Annotated in this window: 20 protein-coding genes, 3 tRNA genes and 1 pseudogene; 16 read left to right on the plus strand and 8 right to left on the minus strand. The window is 70.7% G+C overall.

The genetic code is table 11. The annotated features are described in order from the left end of the window. Positions 1-289: 289 nt before the first annotated feature. The 3 genes from ACIQPR_RS17590 to ACIQPR_RS17600 all read left to right on the plus strand — a co-directional run bounded on the left by ACIQPR_RS17590 (position 290) and on the right by ACIQPR_RS17600 (position 1,488). A complete protein-coding gene (locus ACIQPR_RS17590) occupies positions 290-661 on the plus strand; it encodes a hypothetical protein (protein WP_403648702.1) in 372 nt (123 codons plus the stop codon). Positions 662-809: 148 nt separating this feature from the next. After that, entirely contained in the window at positions 810-1,424 is a 615-nt protein-coding gene (locus ACIQPR_RS17595) for a bifunctional DNA primase/polymerase (RefSeq protein WP_403648705.1), read from the plus strand. Then, a tRNA-Lys gene (locus tag ACIQPR_RS17600) sits at positions 1,415-1,488 on the plus strand. The genes ACIQPR_RS17595 and ACIQPR_RS17600 overlap by 10 nt, the downstream gene beginning before the upstream one ends. A gap of 75 nt (positions 1,489-1,563) precedes the next feature. On the opposite strand, the gene ACIQPR_RS17605 is transcribed toward ACIQPR_RS17600, so the two are convergent. Next, positions 1,564-2,880, minus strand: a complete 1,317-nt coding sequence (locus ACIQPR_RS17605; RefSeq protein ID WP_403648708.1) for a M6 family metalloprotease domain-containing protein — start codon at positions 2,878-2,880, stop codon at positions 1,564-1,566. A 375-nt stretch (positions 2,881-3,255) separates the two neighbouring features. Between ACIQPR_RS17605 and ACIQPR_RS17610 the strand changes: the two genes are divergently transcribed. Then, the gene (locus ACIQPR_RS17610) at positions 3,256-5,094 is read left to right on the plus strand and encodes a putative bifunctional diguanylate cyclase/phosphodiesterase (protein WP_403648710.1); all 1,839 of its coding nucleotides are present in this window, start codon (positions 3,256-3,258) and stop codon (positions 5,092-5,094) included. On the opposite strand, the gene ACIQPR_RS17615 is transcribed toward ACIQPR_RS17610, so the two are convergent. Continuing rightward, a complete protein-coding gene (locus tag ACIQPR_RS17615; protein ID WP_403648713.1) occupies positions 5,082-6,203 on the minus strand; it encodes an LLM class flavin-dependent oxidoreductase in 1,122 nt (373 codons plus the stop codon). The two genes, ACIQPR_RS17610 and ACIQPR_RS17615, sit on opposite strands and share 13 nt — an antisense overlap. A 251-nt stretch (positions 6,204-6,454) precedes the next feature. Here ACIQPR_RS17615 and ACIQPR_RS17620 point away from each other — a divergent pair, with 251 nt between their 5' ends. The 8 genes from ACIQPR_RS17620 (at position 6,455) to ACIQPR_RS17655 (ending at position 13,060) form a co-directional block, all read left to right on the plus strand. Continuing rightward, positions 6,455-7,417: a D-2-hydroxyacid dehydrogenase gene (locus ACIQPR_RS17620; protein WP_403648716.1), complete on the plus strand. Its 963-nt coding sequence runs from the start codon at positions 6,455-6,457 to the stop codon at positions 7,415-7,417. A 22-nt stretch (positions 7,418-7,439) separates the two neighbouring features. Continuing rightward, complete coding sequence (locus ACIQPR_RS17625) at positions 7,440-8,822, plus strand: amidase (RefSeq protein WP_403648718.1); 1,383 nt, start codon at positions 7,440-7,442, stop codon at positions 8,820-8,822. A gap of 29 nt (positions 8,823-8,851) precedes the next feature. Beyond that, positions 8,852-9,769 (plus strand): ectoine/hydroxyectoine ABC transporter substrate-binding protein EhuB, encoded by a 918-nt coding sequence (gene ehuB / locus ACIQPR_RS17630; protein ID WP_403648721.1) that lies wholly within the window; start codon positions 8,852-8,854, stop codon positions 9,767-9,769. Further along, entirely contained in the window at positions 9,766-10,473 is a 708-nt protein-coding gene (gene ehuC, locus ACIQPR_RS17635) for an ectoine/hydroxyectoine ABC transporter permease subunit EhuC (RefSeq protein ID WP_403648724.1), read from the plus strand. The genes ehuB and ehuC overlap by 4 nt, the downstream gene beginning before the upstream one ends. Continuing rightward, complete coding sequence (ehuD, locus tag ACIQPR_RS17640; RefSeq protein ID WP_403648727.1) at positions 10,470-11,120, plus strand: ectoine/hydroxyectoine ABC transporter permease subunit EhuD; 651 nt, start codon at positions 10,470-10,472, stop codon at positions 11,118-11,120. The genes ehuC and ehuD overlap by 4 nt, the downstream gene beginning before the upstream one ends. 10 nt (positions 11,121-11,130) lie before the next feature. Further along, positions 11,131-11,907 (plus strand): ectoine/hydroxyectoine ABC transporter ATP-binding protein EhuA, encoded by a 777-nt coding sequence (ehuA, locus tag ACIQPR_RS17645; protein WP_403649349.1) that lies wholly within the window; start codon positions 11,131-11,133, stop codon positions 11,905-11,907. Between the two features lie 220 nt (positions 11,908-12,127). Continuing rightward, positions 12,128-12,886, plus strand: a complete 759-nt coding sequence (locus ACIQPR_RS17650) for an IclR family transcriptional regulator (RefSeq protein WP_403648730.1) — start codon at positions 12,128-12,130, stop codon at positions 12,884-12,886. Positions 12,887-12,986: 100 nt separating this feature from the next. Then, positions 12,987-13,060 (plus strand) — tRNA-Lys (locus ACIQPR_RS17655). Here the strand turns inward: ACIQPR_RS17655 and ACIQPR_RS17660 are convergent. The 5 genes and pseudogenes from ACIQPR_RS17660 to ACIQPR_RS17680 all read right to left on the minus strand — a co-directional run bounded on the left by ACIQPR_RS17660 (position 13,026) and on the right by ACIQPR_RS17680 (position 18,575). After that, positions 13,026-14,689, minus strand: a pseudogene (locus tag ACIQPR_RS17660) (long-chain-fatty-acid--CoA ligase). The gene ACIQPR_RS17655 and the pseudogene ACIQPR_RS17660 sit on opposite strands and share 35 nt — an antisense overlap. A gap of 39 nt (positions 14,690-14,728) precedes the next feature. Beyond that, the gene (locus ACIQPR_RS17665) at positions 14,729-15,193 is read right to left on the minus strand and encodes a DUF3592 domain-containing protein (protein ID WP_403648732.1); all 465 of its coding nucleotides are present in this window, start codon (positions 15,191-15,193) and stop codon (positions 14,729-14,731) included. A gap of 75 nt (positions 15,194-15,268) precedes the next feature. Further along, positions 15,269-15,874 (minus strand): lytic polysaccharide monooxygenase, encoded by a 606-nt coding sequence (locus ACIQPR_RS17670; RefSeq protein ID WP_403648735.1) that lies wholly within the window; start codon positions 15,872-15,874, stop codon positions 15,269-15,271. A 97-nt stretch (positions 15,875-15,971) separates the two neighbouring features. Next, entirely contained in the window at positions 15,972-17,111 is a 1,140-nt protein-coding gene (locus ACIQPR_RS17675) for an SPFH domain-containing protein (protein WP_403648738.1), read from the minus strand. A gap of 99 nt (positions 17,112-17,210) precedes the next feature. Further along, complete coding sequence (locus ACIQPR_RS17680; RefSeq protein ID WP_403648740.1) at positions 17,211-18,575, minus strand: peptidoglycan-binding protein; 1,365 nt, start codon at positions 18,573-18,575, stop codon at positions 17,211-17,213. Positions 18,576-18,763: 188 nt separating this feature from the next. Between ACIQPR_RS17680 and ACIQPR_RS17685 the strand changes: the two genes are divergently transcribed. From ACIQPR_RS17685 to ACIQPR_RS17700, 4 genes are all read left to right on the plus strand, one after another. Next, positions 18,764-18,837 (plus strand) — tRNA-Lys (locus ACIQPR_RS17685). Positions 18,838-18,946: 109 nt separating this feature from the next. Further along, the gene (locus ACIQPR_RS17690) at positions 18,947-19,660 is read left to right on the plus strand and encodes a FadR/GntR family transcriptional regulator (RefSeq protein ID WP_403648743.1); all 714 of its coding nucleotides are present in this window, start codon (positions 18,947-18,949) and stop codon (positions 19,658-19,660) included. A 314-nt stretch (positions 19,661-19,974) separates the two neighbouring features. Then, on the plus strand, positions 19,975-21,879 hold the full coding sequence (locus tag ACIQPR_RS17695; protein ID WP_403648746.1) for a glycosyltransferase family 2 protein: 1,905 nt from the start codon (positions 19,975-19,977) through the stop codon (positions 21,877-21,879). Continuing rightward, positions 21,876-23,810 (plus strand): galactose oxidase-like domain-containing protein, encoded by a 1,935-nt coding sequence (locus tag ACIQPR_RS17700; RefSeq protein WP_403648749.1) that lies wholly within the window; start codon positions 21,876-21,878, stop codon positions 23,808-23,810. The genes ACIQPR_RS17695 and ACIQPR_RS17700 overlap by 4 nt, the downstream gene beginning before the upstream one ends. Here ACIQPR_RS17700 and ACIQPR_RS17705 read toward each other — a convergent pair whose 3' ends face one another. Further along, positions 23,811-24,836, minus strand: a complete 1,026-nt coding sequence (locus ACIQPR_RS17705) for a glycoside hydrolase family 6 protein (RefSeq protein ID WP_403648752.1) — start codon at positions 24,834-24,836, stop codon at positions 23,811-23,813. Positions 24,837-24,874: the final 38 nt, after the last annotated feature.

The raw sequence follows: 24,874 nt of genomic DNA on the forward strand, positions 1-24,874 counted from the left end.
GGCACGCCGCCGGAGGCGGCCGATGATTACAGCCCCGGACGGCTGGGAGGCCAACCACGCGGTGCCGGCGCATCTCGTGGAACACCGGGTGCGCTGGAGGCCTTGAACCGACCACGGGGCCACTGCGGAGCGCCGGGTGGTGTGGGGACCCCGACGGCTGGGAAGCCCCTCACAGGCGCGGATCCCGTGCCCCGGAGGTATGCCCCGGGCCTCTTGCGCGGTCGGGGGACAATGGACGGTGGTCCGGCTCGTGAGGCGGGTCATCGGTGACGTACGAGGAGGAGAAGACATGGCGGAGCACACGCCGCGTCGCAACCCATCGCGGCTACGCCCCGCGCCCCTGCTCTTCGAGCCCGCGCAGGCGGCCGAGGATCCGGAGCACTTCTTCGACCTGGAGTCGATGGACGACCCGCGCGCGCTGCTGGCGCGGGCGACGGAGCTGACGCACGCGTTCCGCGCCGCGACGGACCGCGCGGTGGAGTTCCAGGCCATCGCGGCGGCCCAGCTCGCCGACCCGCGCCGGTTCGACCGGCTGACGCCGGCGGACATCGCCGAGCGGGCCGAGTGGACCGAGGACTACGCGAAGAAGATGGTCGAGTTCGGGCGGGACCTGCTGCGCGGCACGGAGGGGCGGGACAGCGGGGCCGTCGACCCGGTGTGACCTCAGGGCCGTAGAGACCTCTTCGGCGCTTTTCGGGCACCCTTGTGGCATATGCCCGACGAGCAAGATACTCCCTCCCGCCCCCTCCTGTCCCCATTTCGGGCAACTCTCGGAGAGCGGGCGCTCACGGCCGGTAGATCTGTTCGCCATGAGCCGCACACAGGACGAACCCTTCGCCGACCGCTTCGACATCTCGGGCGTGACCCCGGACGGTGCCGCCTGGCTCGCCTCCGCAGGAACGTATCCGCGCAGTACGCTCGCCCTGTGGCGGGAGCGGCCGGACGCCCCGGTCGTCCTGCCCTGCGGCTCCGCCTTCGACGTGGTGAACGCTCCCGCGATCTTCGGCCGCCGCATGGTCGACCACTTATGGGACGAGGGCCCCGGCTCCGGACCGGTCGCGGCCTACCGGGGCCGGATACTCCTGTTCGCCACCCCCGGCACGGCGCAGCGGCTGCCCTCACTGCTGGGCTGGGAGGAGTGGGGCCCGGACTCCGCGGAGCGCGGTCGCGCGGACTCCGTCCCGCCGCTGCTGTGCCACGGCAAGGGCGACGCGGTGACCGTCCCCGCGCCGGTCGGCGCGGCCGGCCGGGCGCCGCTCGACTCCCGCTGGCTGGTCGCGCCGGACACCCGCCGGCCCTGGCTCCCGGGCGCGGAGATCCTGCTCTGGGCGGCCGTGCGCGCCGCCCGCGCGACGGTGCGCATATCGATTTTTCCTCCCGCCGATCAGGGTGCTAAGGTCTACGACGTCAGCAGGCGCCGCTAGCTCAGTTGGTTAGAGCAGCTGACTCTTAATCAGCGGGTCCGGGGTTCGAGTCCCTGGCGGCGCACCTGCAAAGGGCCCCTCGCGAGAGCGAGGGGCCCTTTGACGTGTCCGGCGGCGTATTCGGCGACGCATCCGTCGCTCAGGGGCTGTCCCCCGGTGTGATCGTGACCCGCCACGCCCCCGAGTCCGTTCGTCCCTCCACCGCCACCCGTACGCCGTCGCCGGGCACCGTGAACGTCTCGCCCAGGGCGACCGGGGCGTCGGCGAGGGGTGGGTAGACCGAGGTCTCCCAGCAGGCCTCGGTGCGGGGGTGGGCGTCGACGACCTCGATCGGGCCGTTTCCGGAGGGGGCTCCGCCGTGCACCCGGTAGATGAGGACGCCTTGTTTGCAGGCCGTGCTGTCGTTGCCGACGGGGCTGCGGGCCTCGAAGGCCAGCGCGCTGTCCGCGCCGGTGCGCACCACGGCCAGTTTGACGCCGAGGCCGAGGCCGAACGCAGGCGATCCGGCGTTGCCCGCCGTCGGGGGTTCGGCGGCCAGCGGTTCGAGGGTCAGACTGGTCGGTCCCGCGCCGCGCACGCACACCACCTGACGCGGGTCCAGCCAGCCCAGCTTCCACTTGTGCCAGGCGAACAGGTCGGGGGCCAGGCCGAACTGACTGCCCATCAGATCCCAGTCGCCGACATAGGTGTCCCAGTCGCCCTTGCCGTCCACCGGCCGGTGGTAGAGGTCGGGCAGGTCGAAGACATGGCCGGTCTCGTGGGCGAGGACGAGCCGGTCCGGCGGGTGCTTCTCGAAGACGGTGACGACCCGCCGGATGTCCATGCCGTCGGCCCGCAGCGGGGTGTCCAGGTTGACGACCTTCGTCGCGTCCGAGTCCACTCCGGGCGCGTCCGGGTCGGCCACGAAGTAGACGACGTCGTAGCGCGCGAAGTCGACCTCGGGGTCGGCGGCGGCGAGCGCGTCGCGGAGGTAGGCGGCGCGGTGCACCGGGTTCCAGTCGCGCTGTATGGCGTACGACGTCGACGGCTTCGGCATCCGGATCCAGTTCCGCAGCGGGTGCGGGCGGAGCGTGAATCTGCCGTAGGAGGCGCGCTCGTAGAAGCGGGTGGTGGCCGGGAAGTGGTCGGCGGCCAGTTCGGCGGGGGTGGTGCGCGGGGTCGCGTCGGGGAAGGACAGGAAGATCATCACCGCGTCGAGCGGGCGGGTGGGGCGTACGTAGGCGGCGTTCCAGGTGTCCAGGCCCTCGGAGTGGTGGGCGTCGGTGCGCTTGAGGGCGCAGGGGGTGGACGAGAAGGGCTCGGCGACCGACTGGCTGGACATGATGGAGGTCGCGGCGAGCGCGGACATCGTGGTGAAGACGGCCGCGGTGCTGCGCAGCCGGGGGCGCGTCCGCCACTGGCCGAGCCCTTTGAGCGCCGTACGGGAGAGCCCCTTGAGGGGGAGCTGGCACGGCACGTTGGACCTCCGGGAGCGGTTCGCGGGACACCGACACCCAGCCTGTGATGGTTTGTTGGGGTATGCCTCGTTTATCTGCACCAGATGAGTGAGGGGGACGCCGGGGACGGCCGAGACACGCCCGGGCGGACATCCGGAAACACTCACGGAACGTCACATGTGGTCGGCCATTTGGCGAACCCGCCCAGGTGCGGGCGGAATCGATCTGCCGGAACGGGCCGTTGTTCCGGGACACTGGACAGTGGCTGGAAGGGCCGGGGGCCAACCTCTATGATCGGCACACTTTCCTGCACGGACACGGCACGGCGGCCTCCCACCCGGTCGGCCATCCCGACGAGACCCATCCGAAGATCGAGTGCACTGCGGGAGCGAGCGGTGAGCGGAACGTCCGAAGGGCCGGCGCCCGCGGCAGACCTCGTCCAGCCGGCCGTAACAGAGAGTAGCGCCGAGGCGTCGCCCGGTGCCGGTCCGCGAGTGGACGGCCCGCTCGGGTCGGCCTTCTCCGCGTCCCCCCTCGCCATGGCCGTGGTGAACCGCGACGGGCTGGTGGTGAGCGCCAACGACACCTTCGGCGCGCTGCTCGGCAAGGGCGGTGCGGCCCTTTCGGGGCTGGTCGCGGCCGATCTGGTGGACCTGAGGTCGGACGCCCGCACCTGGCACGCCTATCGCGAGGTGCTGCGCGGCCGGCAGGCCAAGCTGAGCCGCACCCGCCGGGTCAAGCACCCCGACGGGCACTCCCTGTGGGTGCAGGTGACCGCGGCACCGCTGCCGGACGCGGAGCACGGGGTGCTGCTGTCGCTCACCGACATCAGCGACCGCCGTGAACTCCAGGCGCGGCTACGGCACTTGGAGATGCACGACCCGGTGACCCGGCTGCCCAACCGCACCCTGTTCTTCGAACGGCTCTCGGCCGCGCTGGAGGCGGAGTCGTACGAGCAGGGCGGCACCGGGCGGATCGGCCTGTGCTATCTGGATCTGGACGGCTTCAAGGCGGTCAACGACACCCTCGGCCACCGCGTCGGCGACCGGCTGCTGGCCGCTGTCGCGGAGCGGCTGACGCGGTGCGCGGAGGAGACGGGGCAGGCCCGGGCCACCGCCCCGCTGGTGGCGCGGCTGGGCGGCGACGAGTTCGCGCTGCTCGTCGAGGACTCCACCGGCACCGACCAACTGGCCGATCTCGCCGAGTCGGTGCTCAAGGCCTTGCAGGCGCCCTTCGACCTGTCCGGGCAGCGGCTGTCGCTGTCGGCGTCGATCGGGGTGGTCGAGCGGCAGGCGGCCGGTACGACGGCCACCGGTCTGATGCAGGCCGCCGACACCACGCTGTACTGGGCGAAGGCGGACGGCAAGTCCCGCTGGACGCTGTTCGATCCGGAGCGCAACGCGCACCGGATGACCCGTCAGGCGCTGGCCTCCACCCTGCGCCCGGCCATCGAGCGGGGTGAATTCACCCTGGAGTACCAGCCGTTGGTGGGCATGGAGAACGGACGGCTGCGCGGGGTCGAGGCGTTGGTGCGCTGGAGCCACCCGCAGTTCGGCCTGCTGACGCCGAATCGGTTCATCGGACTGGCCGAGGAGGACGGCTCGATCGTGCAGCTCGGCCGCTGGGTGCTGGTCACCGCCTGCCGCCAGGCCCGCCGTTGGCAGCTCGACCACCCGGACGAGCCGCCGATCTTCGTGAGCGTCAACGTGGCCGTACGCCAGGTGTGGGACTCCGACCTGGTCGCGGACGTGGCGGAGGTCCTGGCCGAGACCGGACTCGCCCCGCATCTCCTCCAGTTGGAGCTGACCGAGTCCGCGGTGATGGGCTCGGCGGGCCGGCCGCTCCAGACGCTCCAGGCGCTCAGCGACATGGGCGTGCACATCGCCATCGACGACTTCGGCACCGGCTACTCGAACCTGGCGTATCTGAGCCGGCTGCCCGTCTCCGTCCTGAAGCTGGACGGGTCCTTCGTGCGGGGCTTCCAGTACGAGAGCGACAAGGAGGGTGCCGTCGCGCCGAACCCGGCCGACGAGGTCGTGGTCGAGGCGATGATCCAACTCGCCCACCGGCTGGGCCTTTCGGTGACCGCCGAGTGCGTGGAGACCTCGGCCCAGGCCTCTCGGCTGCGCCGGATCGGCTGCGACACCGGACAGGGGTGGCTGTACTCCCGTCCGGTGGCGCCGGATCGTATCTCCGAACTGCTGGGCACCAGGGCCTGCAATCAGGCTTCCTGACCTGCCGTCAACTCATAGGCGTCGGCGATCAGTTCGTACGAGCGCAGCCGCAGGTCGGCGTTGTGGGCGTGCGAGGTGAGCATCAACTCGTCGGCGCCCGTGCGCTTCTGAAGGTCGTCGAGGCCGGCGCGGACCTCGTCGGCGGTGCCGTGGATGACGTTGGCGTTCCAGGAGGTGATGAACTCCCGCTCCATGGGGCTGAATTCGTAGGCCTCGGCCTCTTCCGGGGTGGGTACCAGCCCCGGGCGGCCGGTGCGCAGCCGGACCATGTTGAGGGCGGCGGCCAGCACCTGGCGGCGGGCCTCCTTCTCCTCGTCGGTGGCGAGCGCGGAGACACCGATGAGGGCGTACGGCGTGTCGAGGACCGCGCTCGGCCGGAACGACTCGCGGTAGAGGTCGAGGGCCGGGATGGTGTTCTGCGCGGAGAAGTGGTGGGCGAAGGCGAACGGCAGGCCGAGCAGGCCGGCCAGGCGGGCGCTGAAGCCGGAGGAGCCGAGCAGCCAGATCGGGGGCCGGTGCGGGGACTGCACACCGCCGGGCGAGGTGGACTGGATCGGACCGGGGACCGCGTGCACACGGGAGTAGCGGTGGCCGCTCGGGAAGTCGTCGTCGAGGAAGCGGGTCAGCTCGGCGAGTTGCTCGGGGAAGTCGTCGGCGCCCTCGTTGAGGCGCTCCGTGCGGCGCAGGGCCGCCGCGGTGGCGCCGTCGGTGCCGGGGGCGCGGCCGAGGCCGAGGTCGACGCGGTTGGGGGCGAGCGCCTCCAGGGTGCCGAACTGTTCCGCGATGACGAGCGGCGCGTGGTTCGGCAGCATGACACCGCCGGAGCCGAGGCGGATGCGGTCCGTGTGGGCGGCGAGGTGGGCCAGGATCACGGCGGGCGAGGAGGAGGCGACGCCGGGCATCGAGTGGTGCTCGGCGACCCAGTAGCGGTGGAAGCCGCGGGACTCCGCGAGCCGGGCGATCCGTACGCTGGTGCGCAGCGCGTCCGTGGCGGTGCGGCCGGCGCCCACGGTCACCAGGTCCAGTACGGACAGGGGGACGGGGGCGGTGCCCCGCGTCGTACCCCGGATCTCGTCGGTCGCGCTCGGGACCTCGTCGTCTGCCGCCACGGTGGGTGCCTCCTGTTGCGAGCTGTGCGGTGTCTGACCGGGCTAACAGGAGGCTGTCTCCGGTTTATTCCCGAACAGCCCGGCGGACGAGCCCCGGCGCCGGACTCACCAAGGGAAACGATCCGATCACGTTCCGTACCGGCACCCGTGTCGACGCCTGTGTTGACGAAGGTGGGTTCGAGTGCGAGCGTGGCAATCCGCGCATGTCAGACGGCCGCGCCCCGGTGGGCCTCCGCGAGAAACGGCTCCGCATGACCGCAACTCCCGCTGCCCGGCCCACCGTTCTGGTCCTGGACGCCGATCCGCTCCCCCGCCTGGGCAGACTCACCGGCCGGGTGCACGTGCGGCACGCCGACGCGTCCACGCTCGCGGACCAACTGCCCTTCGCCGACGTCCTGTTGGTGTGGGACTTCGCCTCGGACGCGGTGCGCGCCGCCTGGCCGGGCGAGGGTCCCAGGCCGCGCTGGGTGCACACGGCCAGCGCCGGCGTGGACCACCTGATGTGCCCCGAACTCACCGCCTGCGACACGGTGGTGACCAACGCGCGCGGCATCTTCGACGACCCGATCGCCGAGTACGTCGCCGCCCTCGTCCTCGCGATGGCCAAGGACCTGCCAAGGACGCTGGACCTCCAGCGGGAGCGGACCTGGCGGCACCGCGAGGCGCAGCGGGTGGCCGGGACCCGGGCCTGCGTGGTCGGCTCCGGGCCGATCGGGCGGGCGATCGTCCGGGTGCTGAAGGCACTCGGTGTGACGACGGCGCTGGTCGGCCGTACCCCGCGCACCGGTATCCACGGCCCCGGCGAACTGGACCGGCTGATGGCCCGCGCCGACTGGGTGGTCTCGGCGGCCCCGCTGACCGACGAGACGCGGGGCATGTTCGACGCCCGCCGGTTCGGCTGCATGCAGCCCTCGGCGCGGTTCGTCAACGTGGGCCGGGGCCAGCTCGTCGTACAGGACGCGCTCGCGGAGGCGCTCACCAAACGCTGGATCGCGGGCGCCGCGCTGGACGTCTTCGAGACCGAACCCCTCACCCCCGACAGCCCGTTGTGGCAGGTCCCGGGACTGATCGTGTCCCCGCACATGAGCGGCGACACGGTCGGCTGGCGGGACGAACTCGGCGCGCAGTTCGTGGAGTTGTACGAGCGCTGGGCGGCCGGAAAGCCGCTGCGGAACGTGGTCGACAAGAAGCGTGGGTACGTACCTGGGCACTGAACTCCCAAGCCTGGAGGGCCGGATGACGACCGAACTCACCGAGCTGACCGCCGTGGAACTCCTGGACGGCTACCGCAGAGGGGAGTTCAGCCCCGTGGAGGCGACCCGCGCGGCCCTCGACCGGGCGGCGGAGATCCAGCCCGTCGTGAACGCGTTCGTACGGCTGGACGCGGCGGGCGCGCTGGCGCGGGCGGCGGAGTCGGCGGAGCGCTGGCGGCGCGGCGAGCCGGCCGGGCTGCTGGACGGGGTGCCGGTCACCGTGAAGGACATCCTGCCGCAGCGCGGTGTCCCGACCCTGCGCGGCTCCAGGACCGTTGAGGAGCACGGCAGTTGGGACGAGGATGCGCCCTCGGTGGCCCGGCTGCGCGAGCACGGCGCGGTGTTCCTGGGCCGGACCACGACCCCGGAGTTCGGCTGGAAGGGCGTCACGGACTCCCCGCTGTCCGGCATCACCCGCAACCCGCACGACCCCTCCCGCACCTCCGGCGGTTCGAGCGGCGGCAGCGCAGCGGCGGTCGCCCTCGGCGCGGGCCCGCTGTCGCTGGGCACGGACGGCGGCGGCAGCGTCCGTATCCCCGCGTCCTTCTGCGGGATCTTCGGGCTGAAGCCGACGTACGGCAGGGTGCCGCTGTACCCGGCGAGCGCGTTCGGCACGCTCTCGCACGTGGGCCCGATGACCCGGGACGCGGCGGACGCGGCGCTGCTGCTGGGCGTGATCGGGGTCCCGGATCCGCGCGACTGGTCGGGCCTGGACCGGTCCCCGGTCTCCTTCAGCGAGGCGCTCGCGCACGGCGTGCGGGGCCTGCGGATCGCCTACTCGCCCTCCCTCGGCGGCCAGGTCGCGGTGCGTCCGGCGGTCGCGGCGGCGGTACGGCGGGGCGTGGAGCGGCTGGCCGCCCTCGGCGCGTACGTCGAGGAGACCGATCCCGACCTCACCGACCCGGTGGACGCCTTCCACACCCTGTGGTTCGCCGGGGCGGCCCGGGTGACCCAGAAACTCACGCCCCGGCAGCGGGAGTTGCTCGACCCCGGGCTGCGGGAGATCAGCGCGACGGGAGCGGGCCTCTCCGCGCTGGACCAGCTGGCGGCGGTGGACGTCCGCGCGGAACTCGGCCGCCGTATGGGCCTGTTCCACGAGCACTACGACCTGCTGGTCACGCCCACCCTGCCGATCACCGCGTTCGAGGCGGGCGTCGAGGTCCCGAAGGGCTCCGGGTACCGCCGTTGGACGGGCTGGACCCCGTTCACGTACCCCTTCAACATGACCCAGCAGCCCGCCGCCACCGTCCCCGTGGGCAGCGACGGGGACGGGCTGCCGATCGGGATGCAGCTCGTGGCGGCCCGGCACCGGGACGACCTGGTGCTGCGGGCGGCGCACGCGCTGCTCGGAATCCGGGGCGCATAACCCGTTTGCGATCGGGTAGCCGCGCGCCCATGGCTCCACCACATGGGAACGACAGACAGTCATCCGGTCGCACGCCGGGTCACACCCGCCGGGCGCTGCTCGCCGGGGTGGCGGCGGCCGGCGCGCTGGGCGCGGCCGGCTGTAGCCGCGTGGCCACCGCGTCGGCCGCCGGTGGCGGCGATCTGCTCGACCGGCTGCGGGCGCAGGGCGTCGTACGGCTGGGGATAGCGGGCGAGATCCCCTTCGGCTACATCGACCGGAACGGGCAACTGACCGGTGAGGCACCGGAGTTGGCGAAAGCAATCTTCAAGCGTCTCGGCGTCGGCCGGGTCCAGCCGGTGCCCACCGAGTTCGGCTCGCTCATCCCGGGGCTGAACTCGCAGCAGTTCGACGTCGTGGCCGCCGGGATGTACGTGAACCCGGAGCGCTGCGCGCAGGTCGTCTTCGCCGACCCGGACTACCAGATGCTCGACTCCTTCGTCGTCCGCAAGGGGAATCCGAAGGGGCTGCACGACTACCGGGACGTCGTGGAGAAGAAGGCCAGGTTCGCGACCGGGACCGGCTACGCGGAGATCCAGTACGCCGTGGACGCCGGATACGAGCAGAGCGACATCCTGATCGTGCCGGACCAGGTCGCCGGGCTGAACGCTGTGGAGGCGGGGCGCGTCGACGTCTTCGCCGGTACGGCGGTCACCGTCCGCGCCGTCGTACGGAAGTCGGCGAAGACGGAGGCGACCGAAGCCTTCGCGCCGCTGGTCGACGGCAAACCCCATGTCGACGGGGGCGCGTTCGCGTTCCGGCCGACCGAGACCGCGCTGCGGGACGCCTTCAACGTCGAGCTGCGCAAGCTCAAGAAGAGCGGCGAACTCCTCCGCATCCTGCGGCCCTTCGGGTTCACCAGGGCCGAGATGACGGACCTCACCGCGAAGGAGCTCTGCGGCGGATGACCTCAGGTCTGTGGGAACTCGTCCTCAAGGGGATCTGGACCACCCTCCAACTCCTCGTCCTCAGCGCGCTGTTGGCGACCGCCGTGTCCTTCGTCGTCGGCATCGCCCGCACCCACCGGCGGTGGATCGTCCGCTTCCTCGCCGGTTTCTACACCGAGGTGTTCCGCGGCACCTCCGCCCTCGTCATGATCTTCTGGGTGTTCTTCGTGCTGCCGGTCGCCTTCGGCTGGCAGCTGGTCCCGCTGTGGGCGGGCACCCTCGCACTCGGCCTGACCTACGGCGCCTACGGCTCGGAGATCGTGCGCGGCGCGCTGGCCGCGGTCGACCCGGCGCAGCAGGAGGGCGGTGTCGCGCTGAGCTTCACGCCCTGGCAGCGGATGCGGCTGATCCTGCTGCCGCAGGCGGTGCCGGAGACCGTCCCGCCCTTCTGCAACCTGCTGATCGAACTCCTCAAGGGCACCGCCCTGGTGTCGGTCATGGGCATGGGCGATCTGACCTTCAGCGCCAACCTGGTGCGGCTCGCCCTGCAACAGAGCGCGGAGATCTACACGTACATCCTGCTGATCTACTTCGTGATCGCCTTCGCGCTCACCCGGCTGATGCGCGGGCTGGAGCGGAAGCTGAAGGCCGGCATCGGCAAGGGGCCCGCGAGCACCGGGTCCGGGCGCGGGCGGACCGCGGGTGTCGGGGGTGGGGTCGCGTGAACTGGGACTGGAACGCCGTGCGCGACTTCATGCCGTACTTCTGGGACGGTCTGGCCGTCAGCCTCCGGGCGCTGGTCCTCGGCTCGCTGATCTCGTTCGGGCTCGGGCTGGTGTGGGCGCTGCTGATGCGGACGCCGACGCGGTGGGTGCGCTGGCCGGTCGGGGCCGTCACCGAGTTCGTGCGGGACACCCCGCTGCTGGTGCAGCTCTTCTTCCTGTTCTATGTGCTGCCGGAGTGGGGCCTGGCCTTCTCCGCGCTGACCACCGGTGTCCTCGCGATCGGGCTGCACTACTCGACGTACACGATGCAGGTCTACCGCGCGGGCATCGAGGCGGTGCCCGTCGGCCAGTGGGAGGCGGCGACCGCGCTGAACCTTCCGGTGCGCCGGACCTGGACGGCCGTGATCCTGCCGCAGGCGATCCGCCGGGTGGTCCCGGCGCTCGGCAACTACGTGATCGCGATGCTCAAGGACACCCCGATCCTGATGGTGATCACCGTGCTCGAACTGCTGGGCCAGGCCCGGCTCTTCTCCCAGCAGCACTTCCAGTTCACCGAGCCCGTCACGGTGATCGGGGTCGCCTTCGTCCTCATCTCCTGTCCCGCCTCCCTGCTGATCCGAGCCCTGGAGCGACGCCTTGTCCACTGACACATCCCTGATGAAGGATCCCGACGCGCACGCCAACCCGCCGGTCGACGGCAGCGAGCTGATCCGGCTCGACCACGTCACCAAGCGCTTCGGGTCCACCACCGTCCTCGACGACCTCGACTTCTCCGTCGAGTCCGGCAAGCACGTCACCCTGATCGGCCCCTCCGGGTCGGGCAAGACCACGATCCTGCGGCTGCTGATGACCCTGACGAAGCCGGACGAGGGGACGATCACCGTCGACGGGGAGCGGCTCTTCCCGGCGCCGGAGAAGCGGGTCCGCGAGATCCGCAGGAAGATCGGGATGGTGTTCCAGCAGTTCAACCTGTTCCCGAACATGACCGTGCTGCGCAACATCACCGAGGCACCGGTCACCGTGCTGGGCCTGCACAAGGACGAGGCGGAGGCGCGCGCCCTGGAACTGCTGGACCTGGTCGGCCTCGCCGACAAGGCCGGCGCCCGCCCGACCCGGCTCTCCGGCGGCCAGCAGCAGCGGGTGGCCATCGCGCGGGCGCTGGCGATGCGCCCGCGGGTGCTGCTGCTGGACGAGGTGACCTCCGCGCTGGACCCCGAGCTGGTCGCGGGCGTGCTCGACGTGCTGCGGGACATCGCCCGCACCACCGACATCACCATGCTCTGTGTGACCCACGAGATGAATTTCGCCCGGGACATCTCGGACCAGGTCCTGATGTTCGACGCGGGCAGGGTCATCGAATCGGGCCCGCCGGAGCGGATCTTCGGCGATCCGGAGCAGCAGCGGACCCGGGAATTCCTCGGCGCGATTCTTTGACGTCCGTTCAACTACGTCGAGTGAACGATCGAACACCCAAGGTCCACGCGACGTGGCATGCCTTTGGCATATGCCAAAAGGTTCGCGCCCCAGTTGGGAGGGCATGAGGAGGGCCACAATCTCGCCAACAGCCGCTCCACATCGGCCGTTTGACAGCTATCGTGGAGAGGATTCGCTGTCCGGTATCACGGCCCAAAAAGCGAGCGCAGGGAGAAACACCGTGGCGCTGATGCACGAGCCGACCGCTCCCTACCACTCGGTACAGGACGCACTGCGCATCCTGGAGACCGTCGCGGGACACACCACCGGTGTCACCGACACCGAACTGGCCCGCCGCACCGGCCTCGACGCCGAGCGCCTGACCATACTGCTGCGGACCCTGCGCCGCGAGGGCTACGTCGAGCAGCTCACCGACGGCGCCTACGTCACCGGCGAGGCCCTGGGCCGGCTCGGCTCCGCGGCCGGACGCGACCAGGCGGTGCGCGAGCAGATCCAGCGGACCCTGGACCGGCTGCGCGACTCCCTGGGCGCGGCGGTCTACGTCAGCCGGTACGTCGACGGCGAGGTCACCATCACCCAGTACGCGGCCGGGCCCACCACCCCGGCGGTCAACGAGTGGGTCGACTTCCGCTTCTCCGCGCACGCCACCGCGCTCGGCAAGAGCCTGCTGGGCCAGCTCGACCACAACGGCCGCCGCGACCACCTCTCCCGCCACAAGCTGGCCCGCCTCACCTCGCGCACCATCACCAGCGACAAGCTGCTGCTCTCCCGCCTGGAGACCCAGCCGCCGACCGTCCCCCACCTCGACCTCCAGGAGTACGCGGTGGGCACGGTCTGCGCGGCCGTCCCGATCACGGCCGGTTCCTCGGTGGGCTGCCTGGCCCTGTCCCTCCCGGTCGAGCACGCCCACCGCCTGCGCCGCGCGGCCGACACCCTGAACCGCGAGGCGGGCCCGGTCCTGCTCTCCCTGGCCATCTAGCGACCGCCCCCGGCACTGGTCCTGAGCACCCCTCCGGACCAGGTAGTATTTTTCTCGTCGCCCTCCGCGAGACTCAGATCCAGCGGAAGGCGTGAGTCACGCGCCGCTAGCTCAGTTGGTTAGAGCAGCTGACTCTTAATCAGCGGGTCCGGGGTTCGAGTCCCTGGCGGCGCACGATGACGCGGATGGGCCCCTCGTTCCGACGAGGGGCCCATCGGCGTCCTCCGGGGTCAGCAGTCGGTACGCCGCCTCCCCCGGTGGCCGCCACCACACCGGATCGGCGCATCGGATGCCCTCTTTCCTGAGCCCCGCCCGGTGGATCTTGTTGGTCGCGGTGACCGGCATCCGCTCCACCACCCGTACGAAGCGCGGCGCCATCTTCGTGCCCAGGTCCGGCTGGGCGAGCAGGAATTCGGCGAAGGCTAGCGGGTCGAAGCGGCCGGCGACGGTGGCCATGACCTGGTCGCCGGTCACCGGGTCCGGCACCGCGTACACCGCGACCGCGTCGGCGCCCTCGTAGCGGGCGACGATGTTCTCGATCATCGCGGCGGCCAGGTTCTCGCTGTCGACGCGGAGGCGGTCGTCGGTGCGGCCGGCGAAGTAGAGGTAGCCGTCGGTGTCGCGGTAGAAGAGGTCGCCGGTCCAGTACCAGCCCGCCCGGCGCCGTTCCGCGTCGGCCTGCGGGTTGCGCCAGTAGCCCTCGAAGGGGTTGGCGCCCCGGTTCACCAACTCCCCTATCGCCTCTTCCCCGTTGAGCAGCCGCCCGGCCGAGTCGAAGACGGCGGGCGGGCACTCCGCGCGGGTCTCCGGATCGAGTACGGCGAGTCCGGGCGCCGCCCGCCCGACCGCCCCGGACGGTGTCCCCGGCGACCACTGCACCGCCGCCCCGCCCTCCGAGGACCCGTACCCCTCCACCAGCCGCACCCCGAACCGCCGCTCGAAGGCCGCCGCGTCCACCGCCCCGGCCTCCGTCCCGAAGCCCGTCCGCAGCGGGTTGTCCCGGTCGTCGGGGCGTTCCTCGGTGGCCAGGACGTACTGCACGGCACGGCCGACGTAGGTGAAGTACGTGGCCCGGTAGGCCCGTACGTCGTCCAGGAACCGCGAGGCCGAGAACCGGCGGCGCAGCGCCACGCCCGCCCCGGCCGCCAGCGCCGGTGCCCAGTCGGCGATCACCGCGTTGCCGTGGAACATCGGCATGCAGATGTAGTGCACGTCGTCCGGGCCGACCCGGAAGCTGTCGACCAGCGAGGCTCCGGCGGCGGCCAGTCGGCCCTGGGTGCAGATCGCGGCCTTCGGGGCGCCGGTGGAACCGGAGGTGAAGTAGAGCAGGACCCGGTCCTCGGGGGTGGCGCGGGAGAAGGCGTCCGGTTTCGCGTCCGCGTACGGCGCGAGGAGCTCGCCGTAGGCCTGAGTGTCCGTCACGAGTACGCGGACGCCGGGGAGTTGGAGGTGTTCGATCAGGGGGAGGTGGGTGCGCTCGGTGATCAGGAGGCGGCATTCGGTGTGCAGGATGTCGCGGGCCAGTTCGGGGCCCCGGCGGGTGGGGTTGATGCCGGCGACGGCCGCGCCCGCGAGGGCCGCCGCGCTCAACCACAGGGGATATTCCGGGGTGTTGTCGAGCAGTACGCCGATGTGGGGCGGGGCGCCGGGCGCGAGCAGGTCGGTCAGCAGCGCCGCCCTGGCCGCGGCGCCCGCCGCCACCTCGTGGTGGGTGAGCACCTGGTGCCCGCACCACAGCCCGGGGCGGTGGTCCTCCCACCGCGCCTGTACGAGTTCCGCGACGGTACGCCTCCTGGACTCCATGGAGGCGCACGGTAGTTGACGTTCCGTCAGATGTGGAGCCTACGGACCCATGAAGTCGCCGGTCAGCGTGAACAACTCGTGGGCCGCGAACACGAACCCGATGCAGAGGGCGATGAAGACCCCGAGGAACACCAGGACGCAGCCGGTCGCCGCGGCGAGTTTCCCGCGGGCGGGGACGTGGGCCGTGGCCTGTTCGGGGTGGTCCGCCGTGTAGTGCACGGTGACGATGTCCCCTTCCAGGGTCGTGCCCGGCCCGTTCGGCTCCTCGAAGCGGACGGTGCGGCCCTCGCGGGTGGTGAACTCGTAGACGTGGTGCAGTGTCGTCGACACCATGGTGTCGCCGCCGCCGCTGGTCGTGGTGTACGTCCGCAGACAGCGGCCCTCGGCCGTCAGCCCGCTGTTCCAGGCACTGGTGACCCGCCGCGAGCGGCGGGCCACGGCGACCGCGCCGCACACCGCGACGGCGATCATGAGCAGAGGTACGGCGTAGAACAGCGCTTCCATGGTGCCCCCGAGGTCAAGTACCGCTTGGTGGAGGGAACCTACCCCCGGGGAACACCGGACTGTCTCAAGCGAAGCTCAGAACGTGACGTCCGAGCAGGCGTAGAACGCGTTGGTGGTGTCCGCGATCGTCCACACCGCGACGATCACGTGGTGGCCGGTCAGGCCGGACGGCAGGGTGCCGCTGTGCGAGAGGGTGGCCGGCGGGCGCTGGCCGTTGTAGGGGACGGTGAGGAACGGCGTGGTGTTGAGGTCCGAGCGGGCCAGGTTGTGGTTCTGGTTCCAACCCGGCTTGGTGACGTAGTACTTGAAGTCCGTGGTGGCGTGCATGGCCGTGAACTGCCAGCGGAAGGTGTACGACTGACCACCCGTCACCTTCGTCGTCGGCCAGGCGGTGCCGGACGGGGTCTTCGGCGCGCTGAGCTGGGCGAAGCGGCTCAGGCCGCCGTTGCAGATCTGGCCGTCGGCGGGCCCGGCGGCCGGGAAGCCCTTGGGGCCCTCGACGCTCTGCGGCTCGTACTGGATGTCACCGCAGTTCGTCACCGTGCCGTTGGCGCAGAGCTTCTGCCTGCTGATGGGGAGGTCGGTGTAGCCGTGACCGCTCGCGGCCCCGGACGAGAGCACGATGGCCCCGGCCGTGGTGAGCCCGAGCGCGCCCGCGTACCACTTGGTCTTTTTGCGCATGCTGCCGCTCCTGGAGAACGTGTGGGGAGTTCCGTGAGCCGTGCAGGTCTAGACCAAGTCCCAGATTATTGCCACTACTTGACTGTGTCCATACCAGTCACGGGCCCGCTTCCCCCCGCCCCGAGCAGAACGCCACCGTCAAGTCCTTCACCAGCGCCTTGCGTTCGTAGTCGTCCAGCTCCACCAGCCCGCGCATGGTCAGCCGGGTCACGGTGTCCTCGACCGAGTCGACCACCGAGCTGAGCATCGTCGCCCGCTGCTGCGCGTCCAGCGCCGCGATACGGCGCCGGGTCATCGCCGCGGCCACCTCGGGGGCGTACTCGACCCGCAGCGGCTGCACCGAGAACACCTCGATGCCGACCGGCGCCGCGTCCGCCGCGACCAGCCGGGTCAGCGCGTCGACCGCCGGCTCGGCCGCGCCCTTCGTGCCACCGCCCGGGGGCTCCACCGGCACCCGGGTCAGCGCCGCCTCCACGCACTCGCGCAGATACGTCTCGTGGTCCTCGACCCCGAGCGTGGCCCGCGCGGTGTCCCGCACCCGCCACACCACGAGCACCGCGACCCGCAGCGCGACCCCGTTCGCGTCGGCGGCCGGCATCGGCTCGCTGCGCCAGTGCCGCAGCCGTACGTCGACCCGGCGGCGCAGCAGCAGCGGGTTGACCCACATCAGTCCGGTGCGCCGGACGGTCCCCCGGTACCGCCCGAACAGGCCCAGCACCCAGGCCCCTCCGGTACGGCCCCGGGCCAGCCCGCCGAAGCCGAACAGCCCGAGCGCGCCGGCCCCGGCGTACGCGGCCCACTGCGCGGGACCGAGGCCGGCACCGGCGTGGATCGGCAGCCGTAGCGCCTCGGTCGCGAGCGGGGGCAGGACGCCCGCCCACCACGAGGCGGCGAGGCAGCCGGCCAGTCCGCAGGAACCGGCGAGCACGCCCGCCGAGCCGGGCAGCACCCGGGCCGGGCGTTCCACCAGAGCGGGGTCGACCTCCGGCGCCGGGCGCGGCTTGGCCGGGAGCGGGCAGCGGAAGCGCGGCTGTTCACCGGTGCCCTGTCTGCGGCCCACGACGGCGGGCCTGAGCGGCAGCGACACCGGGTCGGGGTCGTCGCGGAACAGCAGGTGGACGGGGATCTCGGTGGTCGCCTCGTTCTGGATGAGGCGCGCGGGCCGGGGCTGCGCCGCTTCGGGCGGCCCCGCGGGTTCCTCGTTCTCGGGCGTCTGTGAAGTGGTCGTCGTACTCATGGTTGCCTCCAGCCTCCGCGCCAGATGCGTCACAACGGGTGGGGACGAGCGGGGTGTGATGAGCGGGGTGATGAGCGTGCTGCGGGGTGATGGGCGTGCTCACGAGAAGAGGCGGCGCCAGGTCTCCGGCCCCGGGTAGCCGTCCGCCGCACTGCCGCGCCAGCCCTGGGCGCGCTGGAAGGCCTCGACGTTGCGCCGGTCCGGCTCGCCCCAGCGCGGGCCCGGACCGGTCGTGTAGTACCTGCCGAAGCCCTTCTTGACCAGCTGCTTCCCGAGTTCGGTGACGTACTTGTTGTTCGCACCCGGGCGGAACATGCCCCGGCCGGGGTAGGCGGGGACACCGTGCGGGGCGGTGGCGGCGGGCGGGCCGGCCGCGCCCACGACCGTGCCGCCGATGTTCTTGCCCTTGCCGGTGACCAGCAGCTCCCAGGTCATCGGTCCCGGCAGGCCGTCCGCGTCCGCGCCGGTCCAGCCCTGGGCCCGCTGGAAGGCCTGGGTGGCGAGCCGGTCCGCGTCCGACCAGACCGGGCCGGGGCCCGAGGTGTAGTAGGAGCCGGCGCCCCGGGCGATGAGCATCGTGCCGAGCTGGGTGACGTACTTGTTGTCGGCGCCGGGGCCGAAATACGCCGCTCCCGGGTACGGCGTCCTCGGCGTGACCGCGCCGGCCGGTGTCACCGGGGGCACCGCGGGCACCGTCGGCTTGGGGGTCGCCTCCGCCGTGCCGTCCGTCAGGCCCTTGTAGCGGTAGGGGACGTAGTTGGCGCTGTGGCTCCAGTACGCGTACGGCGTGGACTGGCGCCGGGCGTGCGAGGGCGTCTCCTCCAGGGCGATGTAGTAGGTGTGCGTGTAGTCGGTCCAGCCGCCGAAAATGACGACGTGGGAACCCTTCTCGGGATTCTCCGGATTGTGGAACAGCAGAATGTCGCCGGGCTGTAGTTCCTCCTTGGAAATACGCGTCCCGTACTGGTCGAGACTGCCGGTCCATTCGTTCCCCGGCAGCCCCCACGCCATCGAGACGAACCCCGAGCAGTCCTGCCGGTAACCGTCGGACCAGTATTCGTTCATGCTGTACGGCACCTGCGCCGCGATCCAGGTCTTGGCCCGGTTGATGATCTCCGCCCGGGTGGTCGCGGGCGCCCTGAGGACACCGGCCGGCTTCGCCGGTCTCCCGCTCGGGCCGTGCAGCGGGGCCTTGCCGCCCTGCGGGGTGGCGGGCTCGTCACCCGTGTCAGCTGCGGGAACGCCGGGCGCGGCCGGGGTGTGGGGGGCGGCGAGGGCCGGTACGGCGTGCCCTGCGGCGAGGCTCGCGGACGCGGCGGCGGCCACGACCAGGATCCGCTGGGCGGTGACGGGTCCGCCGGCGCGGCCGGCCGGGGAATGCGCCTGGGCGCGCCGCCGGTGAACGCATCCTGGGCAATCACAATCGCTCGCGGGATCGAATTCCTCGAATACCGGAGTCTCCATGCGATACCCCTCACACTCCAGGTGGATATTTCCGCGCTCGTGCACGTGCGCCAGTTTCTCAACTGTCTTCCGGACTCGCATGTTGACGGTCCGAATGATGTACAGCGCCTCCCGGAAGGGTGAGCGGGTGGCGGGGGGCGTGGTCAGGAGCACCCGTCACCGTCCGGTAGAGTTGCCCAGGTCAGCAGGCGCCGCTAGCTCAGTTGGTTAGAGCAGCTGACTCTTAATCAGCGGGTCCGGGGTTCGAGTCCCTGGCGGCGCACAGACAGCGAGGCCCTCCGCACTGCGGGGGGCCTTTCGCGTGGGTGGAGTGGAACATCCGTCCGGGCGGAACACAGCTCTCCCCCCGTTTGGCCGGATACCCTCTCGCCATGGCAGCCCGTGACCTCCAGGAGCGGATCAAGAAGCTCATCCTCGACCGTCGGCTGCCCTCGGGGGCGCCGTTGCCGACCGAGCCCGAGCTGATGGTGTTCCTCGGCGCGAGCCGGAACTCGGTGCGCGAGGCGCTCAAGGCCTTGCAGGCGATGGGGATCGTCGAGATCCGGCACGGGTTCGGGACGTACGTCGGCCCGATGTCGCTCGCGCCGATGGTCGAGGGCCTCGCGTTCCGTACCGTCGTCGGGCACTACCGCGGCGAGGACAGCCTGCTGCAACTGCTCGAACTGCGGGAGGCGGTGGAGTCGGGGCTCGTGGCCCGGCTCGCGGGGCGGCTGCCCGAGCGTGATCTCGTCGAACTGGACGCGCTGGTACGGCGGATGGAGCGGGAGGCCACCGAGGGCGTCGGGCTCGCGGCCACCGACCGGGCCTTTCACGCCACCCTCTACCGGGGACTGGACAACGCGCTGCTGAGCGAGGTCCTGGAGGCCTTCTGGGACGCCTTCCACCGCGTCCACACCGATCTCGCCACCGGCCCGCAGGACCCCGAGGTCACCTGCCGCCAGCACCGGGAGATCCTCGACGCGGTCCGGTCCGGGAACGCGGAACGCGCCGAGCGGGCCATAAGGGACCACTTCGACAACGTGCGTACCCGCCTGTCGGCGACGGCTCCGCATGATCCTCACACCCGCCCCAATGAACGCGTATGACCGGTAAACACCGTGTTTCGTGTCTTGCGATCAAGAGGAGCAGCGTAGAACCCTGTTGAAGATGCTGTCGATACACGGCAGTTGAGGGGGTAAGGGACCGGTTGCGCGGTTTCGCGGGGAGGAGGGGCCCCGCGCTGGAACAGATGTCGGAGGGGGCATCGCGCAACCGGACGGTCGCAGCCGCATGTCTCTGTGAGCGGACTGTGTGGTGACTGTGGCCACCACTGACACGTCCGTCGTGGGTCGAGGGGGACTCTCCGGCGGGCGGCCGAGACAAACAGACACGCGCGTTCTCGCGTGTGGGGGGATGACTCATGACGTCGACGCCGACGGGCGCCCGACAGGGCTTCGACCCGTCACAAACCACCGAACTCAGAGTCCCGGGGCACCGGACCGCCGGCCTGCACCGGATCCGGAACACACTTCCGAGATACGACTACGAGCACTACAGCCGCCTCGCGGGACCCCTCACCCAGCCCGCCCCGGACCGGCCCTACACGGTCCAGTACCGGTCGCTGCTGTCGCAGGAGACGCACCGTGTGCGCGCCGCGCTCATGCTGGGGGCCGCGCCGCTGCTCTCGCTGATCCTGCTGGGCTGGCTGATGCAGCCCGAGCACTGGACCCAACGCGACTATCCCGCCTACGACTTCCTGCCCGCGCTGGACATCGTGATGCTGGTCGCGATCGGTCTGATCGAGTTCTTCCGCTGCATGAACGTGCTGTCCAACGCGCACGCCACGCTGGTCGCCCGCGACCCGGTCCCGGTGGTGCCCGAGACCGGCACGAGAGTCGCGTTCATCACGACGTTCGTGCCCGGCAAGGAGCCCCTGGAGATGGTCACCAAGACCTTGGAGGCGGCCGTGCGGCTGCGCCACCGGGGGCTGCTGCATGTGTGGCTGCTGGACGAGGGCGACGACCCCGAGGTCAAGGCGGTGTGCGGGCGGCTCGGTGTCCATCACTTCACCCGCAAGGGAGTCGAGAGGTGGAACCGGCCCAAGGGCCCCCACCGCGCGAAGACCAAGCACGGCAACTACAACGCCTGGCTTGAGGCGCACGGCGACGCGTACGACTACTTCGCCTCCGTCGACACCGACCACGTCCCGCTGCCCAACTACCTGGAGCGGATGCTCGGTTTCTTCCGCGACCCGGACGTCGGCTTCGTCATCGGCCCCCAGGTGTACGGCAATTACGACACCCCGGTCACCAAGGCCGCCGAGTCGCAGCAGTTCCTCTTCCACGCCCTGATCCAGCGGGCCGGCAACCGCTACGGCTCGCCGATGTTCGTCGGCACGTCAAACGCCGTACGGATCAAAGCACTTCAGCAGATCGGCGGGCTGTACGACTCGATCACCGAGGACATGGCCACCGGCTTCGAGATGCACCGGGCCAAGAACCCGGCCACCGGCCGGAAGTGGAAGTCGGTCTACACGCCGGACGTGCTCGCGGTGGGCGAGGGGCCCAGCGCCTGGACGGACTTCTTCACCCAGCAGCTGCGCTGGTCGCGGGGGACGTACGAGACGATCCTCAAGCAGTACTGGAAGGGCTTCTTCTCGATGCCTCCGGGCAAGCTCTTCAACTACACCATGATGATCATCTTCTACCCGATGTCCGCGCTCAACTGGATCCTGGCGGCGCTGAGTTGCGCCCTGTTCCTGGGCCTGGGCGCCTCGGGCGTGAACATCGACCCGACGGTGTGGCTGATGCTCTACGGCAACGCGTCCGCGCTCCAGATCGGCCTCTACGTCTGGAACCGGCGGCACAACGTCTCCCCGCACGAACCGGAGGGGTCGGGCGGGGTCGCCGGCATGGTGATGTCCGCGCTGTCGGCGCCGATCTACGCGCGCTCGCTGTTCGACGCCGTACTGCGCAGGAAGAGCAGGTTCGTCGTGACGCCGAAGGGCGACTCGGCCAGCCCCGACACGGCGTTCGGGACCTTCCGGGTGCACTGGTTCTTCATCCTGGTCTTCGGCGGCTCGCTGGTGGCCGGGTTCGAGAACGGCCACTCCCACCCCGCGATGATCACCTGGGCCGCCTTCGCCCTGCTGATCACCGCGTCGCCGATCCTCGCCTGGCGGTACATGGTCCGCCAGGAGCGCAAGCGGCCTCCCGTCGTCCCCGCACCCACCGTCCCGCAGCAGCGGCCCAGTCGGGCGGCGGCGGGCAGCGGCGAGCAGACCATGCGGATCGCGCTCGGTGGGACAGGGGGACGCAAGGAATGAAGGAAGCCGGCCGGCGCCGTGCCCGTCGACTTGCGATCAGCACGGTGGTCGTCATCGCCCTGGCCGGGATGAACGGGCCCTGGCTGTACAGATTCGGCACCGAGAGATACCACCAGTACGTCATCGACAAGCCCGAGTACAAGGCCGAGAACGGGCACTGGGACATCATCGAGTTCCCGAAGAAGTACCGGCAGGACACCATTCACGCGGCGCTGCTGCGCACCGGCAAGGTGCTGCTCATCGCCGGGTCGGGCAACAACCAGGACAACTTCGACGCGAAGAGGTTCGACACCCGGATCTGGGACCCGGTCAAGGGCACCATCAAGAAGGTGCCCACCCCGGCCGACCTGTTCTGCACCGGGCACACCCAACTCGCCGACGGCAACCTGCTGATCGCGGGCGGCACCAAGAAGTACGAGAAGCTGAAGGGGGATGTGAAGAAGGCCGGGGGCGTGATGATCCTCTACAACGAGAACCCCGACAAACCGATGACCCTGCCCCAGGGCACACGGTTCACCGGCAAGGCGAACGGCAAGTCGTTCGTGTCCACGGACTCGGCGCTCATCCCGCGCGCGACCAAGGTCTTCGACAAGAACACCGGCAGGTTCCTGCGGAACAACCCCGGTTACGCCCGGGTCGTCGTGGAGGCGCCCAAGGAGGGCACGAAGTACGAGACCGGCACCCAGGACAACTACCGCGTCCAGGGGCTGACCGGCGCCGACGAGCGCAACACGTACGGCATCGGGAACAAGTTCGGGCTCGACAAGCGGGACTTCGAGGGGATCAAGAACGCCTACGAGTTCGATCCGGTCGCCGAGAAGTACATCAAGGTCGATCCGATGAACGAGGCGCGCTGGTATCCGACGCTGACGACACTGAGCGACGGGAAGGTGCTCAGCGTCTCCGGGCTCGACGACATCGGGCAGTTGGTGCCGGGGAAGAACGAGATCTTCGATCCGGCGACGAAGAAGTGGACGTACACGAGGACGAAGCGGCAGTTCCCCACGTATCCGGCGCTGTTCCTGATGGAGAACGGGAAGCTGTTCTACTCCGGGTCCAACGCGGGGTACGGGCCGGACGACGTGGGCCGTGATCCCGGGGTCTGGGACGTCGGCACGAACCGGTTCACGAGGATTCCCGGGCTCAGCGACCCGAACATGATGGAGACCTCGGCGACCGTGCTGTTGCCTCCGGCGCAGGACGAGAAGTACATGGTGATCGGGGGCGGGGGTGTCGGCGAGTCGAAGCTGTCGACCGCCAGGACCCGGCTGGTCGATCTCAAGGACGCCAACCCCCGTTTCGTGGACGGGCCTTCGCTGGAGAAGGGGACGCGGTATCCGCAGACGTCGATCCTGCCGGACGACACCGTGCTGGTGTCGGGCGGGTCCGAGGACTATCGGGGGCGCGGTGACTCCGACATCCTCCAGGCGCGGCTCTACCACCCCGACACGAACACCTTCGAGAAGGTCGCCGATCCGCTGGTGGGGCGGAACTACCACTCCGGGTCGATTCTGCTGCCGGACGGGCGGGTGATGTTCTTCGGGTCCAACTCGCTGTACGCGGACAAGGCGAACACGAAGCCGGGGGTCTTCGAGCAGCGGATCGAGATCTATACGCCGCCGTATCTGTACCGGGACTCACGGCCGGAGCTCTCCGGCGGGCCGGACTCGATCGCGCGGGGTGCGTCGGGGACGTTCACCTCGCGGCACGCCTCCGCCCTCAAGAAGGCGCGGCTGATCCGGCCGAGTGCGTCGACCCATGTCACGGACGTCGATCAGCGGTCCGTCGCGCTGGACTTCAAGACGGCCGGGAACAAGGTCACGGTGGTGGTCCCGAAGGACCGGAACCTGGTGCCGTCCGGGTGGTACATGCTGTTCGTGGACGACGATCTGGGCACACCGAGCAAGGCGGTGTGGGTGAAAGTGCCCTGATCACCTGCTCGACCGGGCCAGGGCCAGTGCGTAACTCGCCCACCACTGGCCCGCCTTCGGGCCGCCCTTGCACTCGCCGTCCGACTCCCCCGGGCGTTTGATCCACAGGTAGGCGTCCACCAAGGGGTCCGCCGTCCTCGTGGTCGGGGTCTCTCCCAGGGACCTGCCCGGCGGGTTGCACCAGTTCTCGTCCTCGTCCCCGCCCGTGTACGGTCCGTTGCCGTTGCGGCTGGTGTCGATGACGAAGTGCTTGCCGCCGGACCTGGCGGAGAGCTGTTTGCCGTAGGCGATGGAGTCCTCGGTGGAGTAGAAGTTGGAGACGTTCACCGCGAAGCCGTCGGCCTTGGCGACGCCCGCGCGGCGCAGGGGCTGGTAGATCTCGTCGGGGTGGCCCCAGCCGGCGTTCCCCGCGTCGAGATAGACCTTCGTGTGCTTGAGGGCCTTGAGCGTGGTGATGGCGCGGTTCAGGAGGTCGTAGCGCTCGTCCTGGAACTGGGCGGGGGTGCAGCCGTCCACCAGGTGGAGCAGGGCGTCCGGTTCGAGGATCACCGTGGCGGGGCGGTCGGCGATGCCCTGGGCGACCGCGTCGATCCAGGCGCGGTAGGAGTCGCCGTCGCCCGCGCCGCCCTGGGAGTACTGGCCGCAGTCGCGGTGCGGGATGTTGTAGAGGACGAGGAGCGCGGTGCGGCCGGCCCGGTCGGCGGCCTCGGTGAAGCCCTGGGCCTCCGCCTTCGGGTTCTCCGGGCCGATCCACTCGCCGGTCGGCTGTTCGGCGATCTTCCGGATCTGTTCGGCCTCGGCGGTCCGGCCGGCCTTGGTGTAGGCGGCGAGCTGGCGGGCCGCGTTGGTGTCCGGGTTGACCCAGATCGGGTCGGCGCCGCCGGGCTGCTGGGTGATCGTCGCTCCCGCGTCGGGCTTCTCGTCCCCGCCTCCCGAGGAGCATCCCGCCAGGAGCAGTGCCGCCCCCAGGACCAGTGCCGACGCCCGTGTGCCGAAGGGAACCGGGGTCCCCTGGCTGCCGTACATCCAACTCCCCCTTGGCTGTACCGATCCAAGGCTCAATC

This window comes from Streptomyces sp. NPDC091280 (assembly GCF_044768565.1).
Taxonomy (GTDB): Bacteria; Actinomycetota; Actinomycetes; order Streptomycetales; family Streptomycetaceae; genus Streptomyces.

Coding starts and splice junctions, on each gene's coding strand:
- ACIQPR_RS17620 (WP_403648716.1), top strand. CDS start 6,455: ATGACCGCAACTCCCGCTGCCCGGCCCACCGTTCTGGTCCTGGACGCC.
- ACIQPR_RS17670 (WP_403648735.1), bottom strand. CDS start 15,874: ATGCGCAAAAAGACCAAGTGGTACGCGGGCGCGCTCGGGCTCACCACG.
- ACIQPR_RS17680 (WP_403648740.1), bottom strand. CDS start 18,575: ATGGAGACTCCGGTATTCGAGGAATTCGATCCCGCGAGCGATTGTGAT.
- ACIQPR_RS17675 (WP_403648738.1), bottom strand. CDS start 17,111: ATGAGTACGACGACCACTTCACAGACGCCCGAGAACGAGGAACCCGCG.
- ACIQPR_RS17590 (WP_403648702.1), top strand. CDS start 290: ATGGCGGAGCACACGCCGCGTCGCAACCCATCGCGGCTACGCCCCGCG.
- ACIQPR_RS17625 (WP_403648718.1), top strand. CDS start 7,440: ATGACGACCGAACTCACCGAGCTGACCGCCGTGGAACTCCTGGACGGC.
- ACIQPR_RS17665 (WP_403648732.1), bottom strand. CDS start 15,193: ATGGAAGCGCTGTTCTACGCCGTACCTCTGCTCATGATCGCCGTCGCG.
- ACIQPR_RS17695 (WP_403648746.1), top strand. CDS start 19,975: ATGACGTCGACGCCGACGGGCGCCCGACAGGGCTTCGACCCGTCACAA.
- ACIQPR_RS17700 (WP_403648749.1), top strand. CDS start 21,876: ATGAAGGAAGCCGGCCGGCGCCGTGCCCGTCGACTTGCGATCAGCACG.
- ACIQPR_RS17690 (WP_403648743.1), top strand. CDS start 18,947: ATGGCAGCCCGTGACCTCCAGGAGCGGATCAAGAAGCTCATCCTCGAC.
- ACIQPR_RS17705 (WP_403648752.1), bottom strand. CDS start 24,836: ATGTACGGCAGCCAGGGGACCCCGGTTCCCTTCGGCACACGGGCGTCG.
- ACIQPR_RS17595 (WP_403648705.1), top strand. CDS start 810: ATGAGCCGCACACAGGACGAACCCTTCGCCGACCGCTTCGACATCTCG.
- ehuA (WP_403649349.1), top strand. CDS start 11,131: ATGAAGGATCCCGACGCGCACGCCAACCCGCCGGTCGACGGCAGCGAG.
- ehuB (WP_403648721.1), top strand. CDS start 8,852: ATGGCTCCACCACATGGGAACGACAGACAGTCATCCGGTCGCACGCCG.
- ehuC (WP_403648724.1), top strand. CDS start 9,766: ATGACCTCAGGTCTGTGGGAACTCGTCCTCAAGGGGATCTGGACCACC.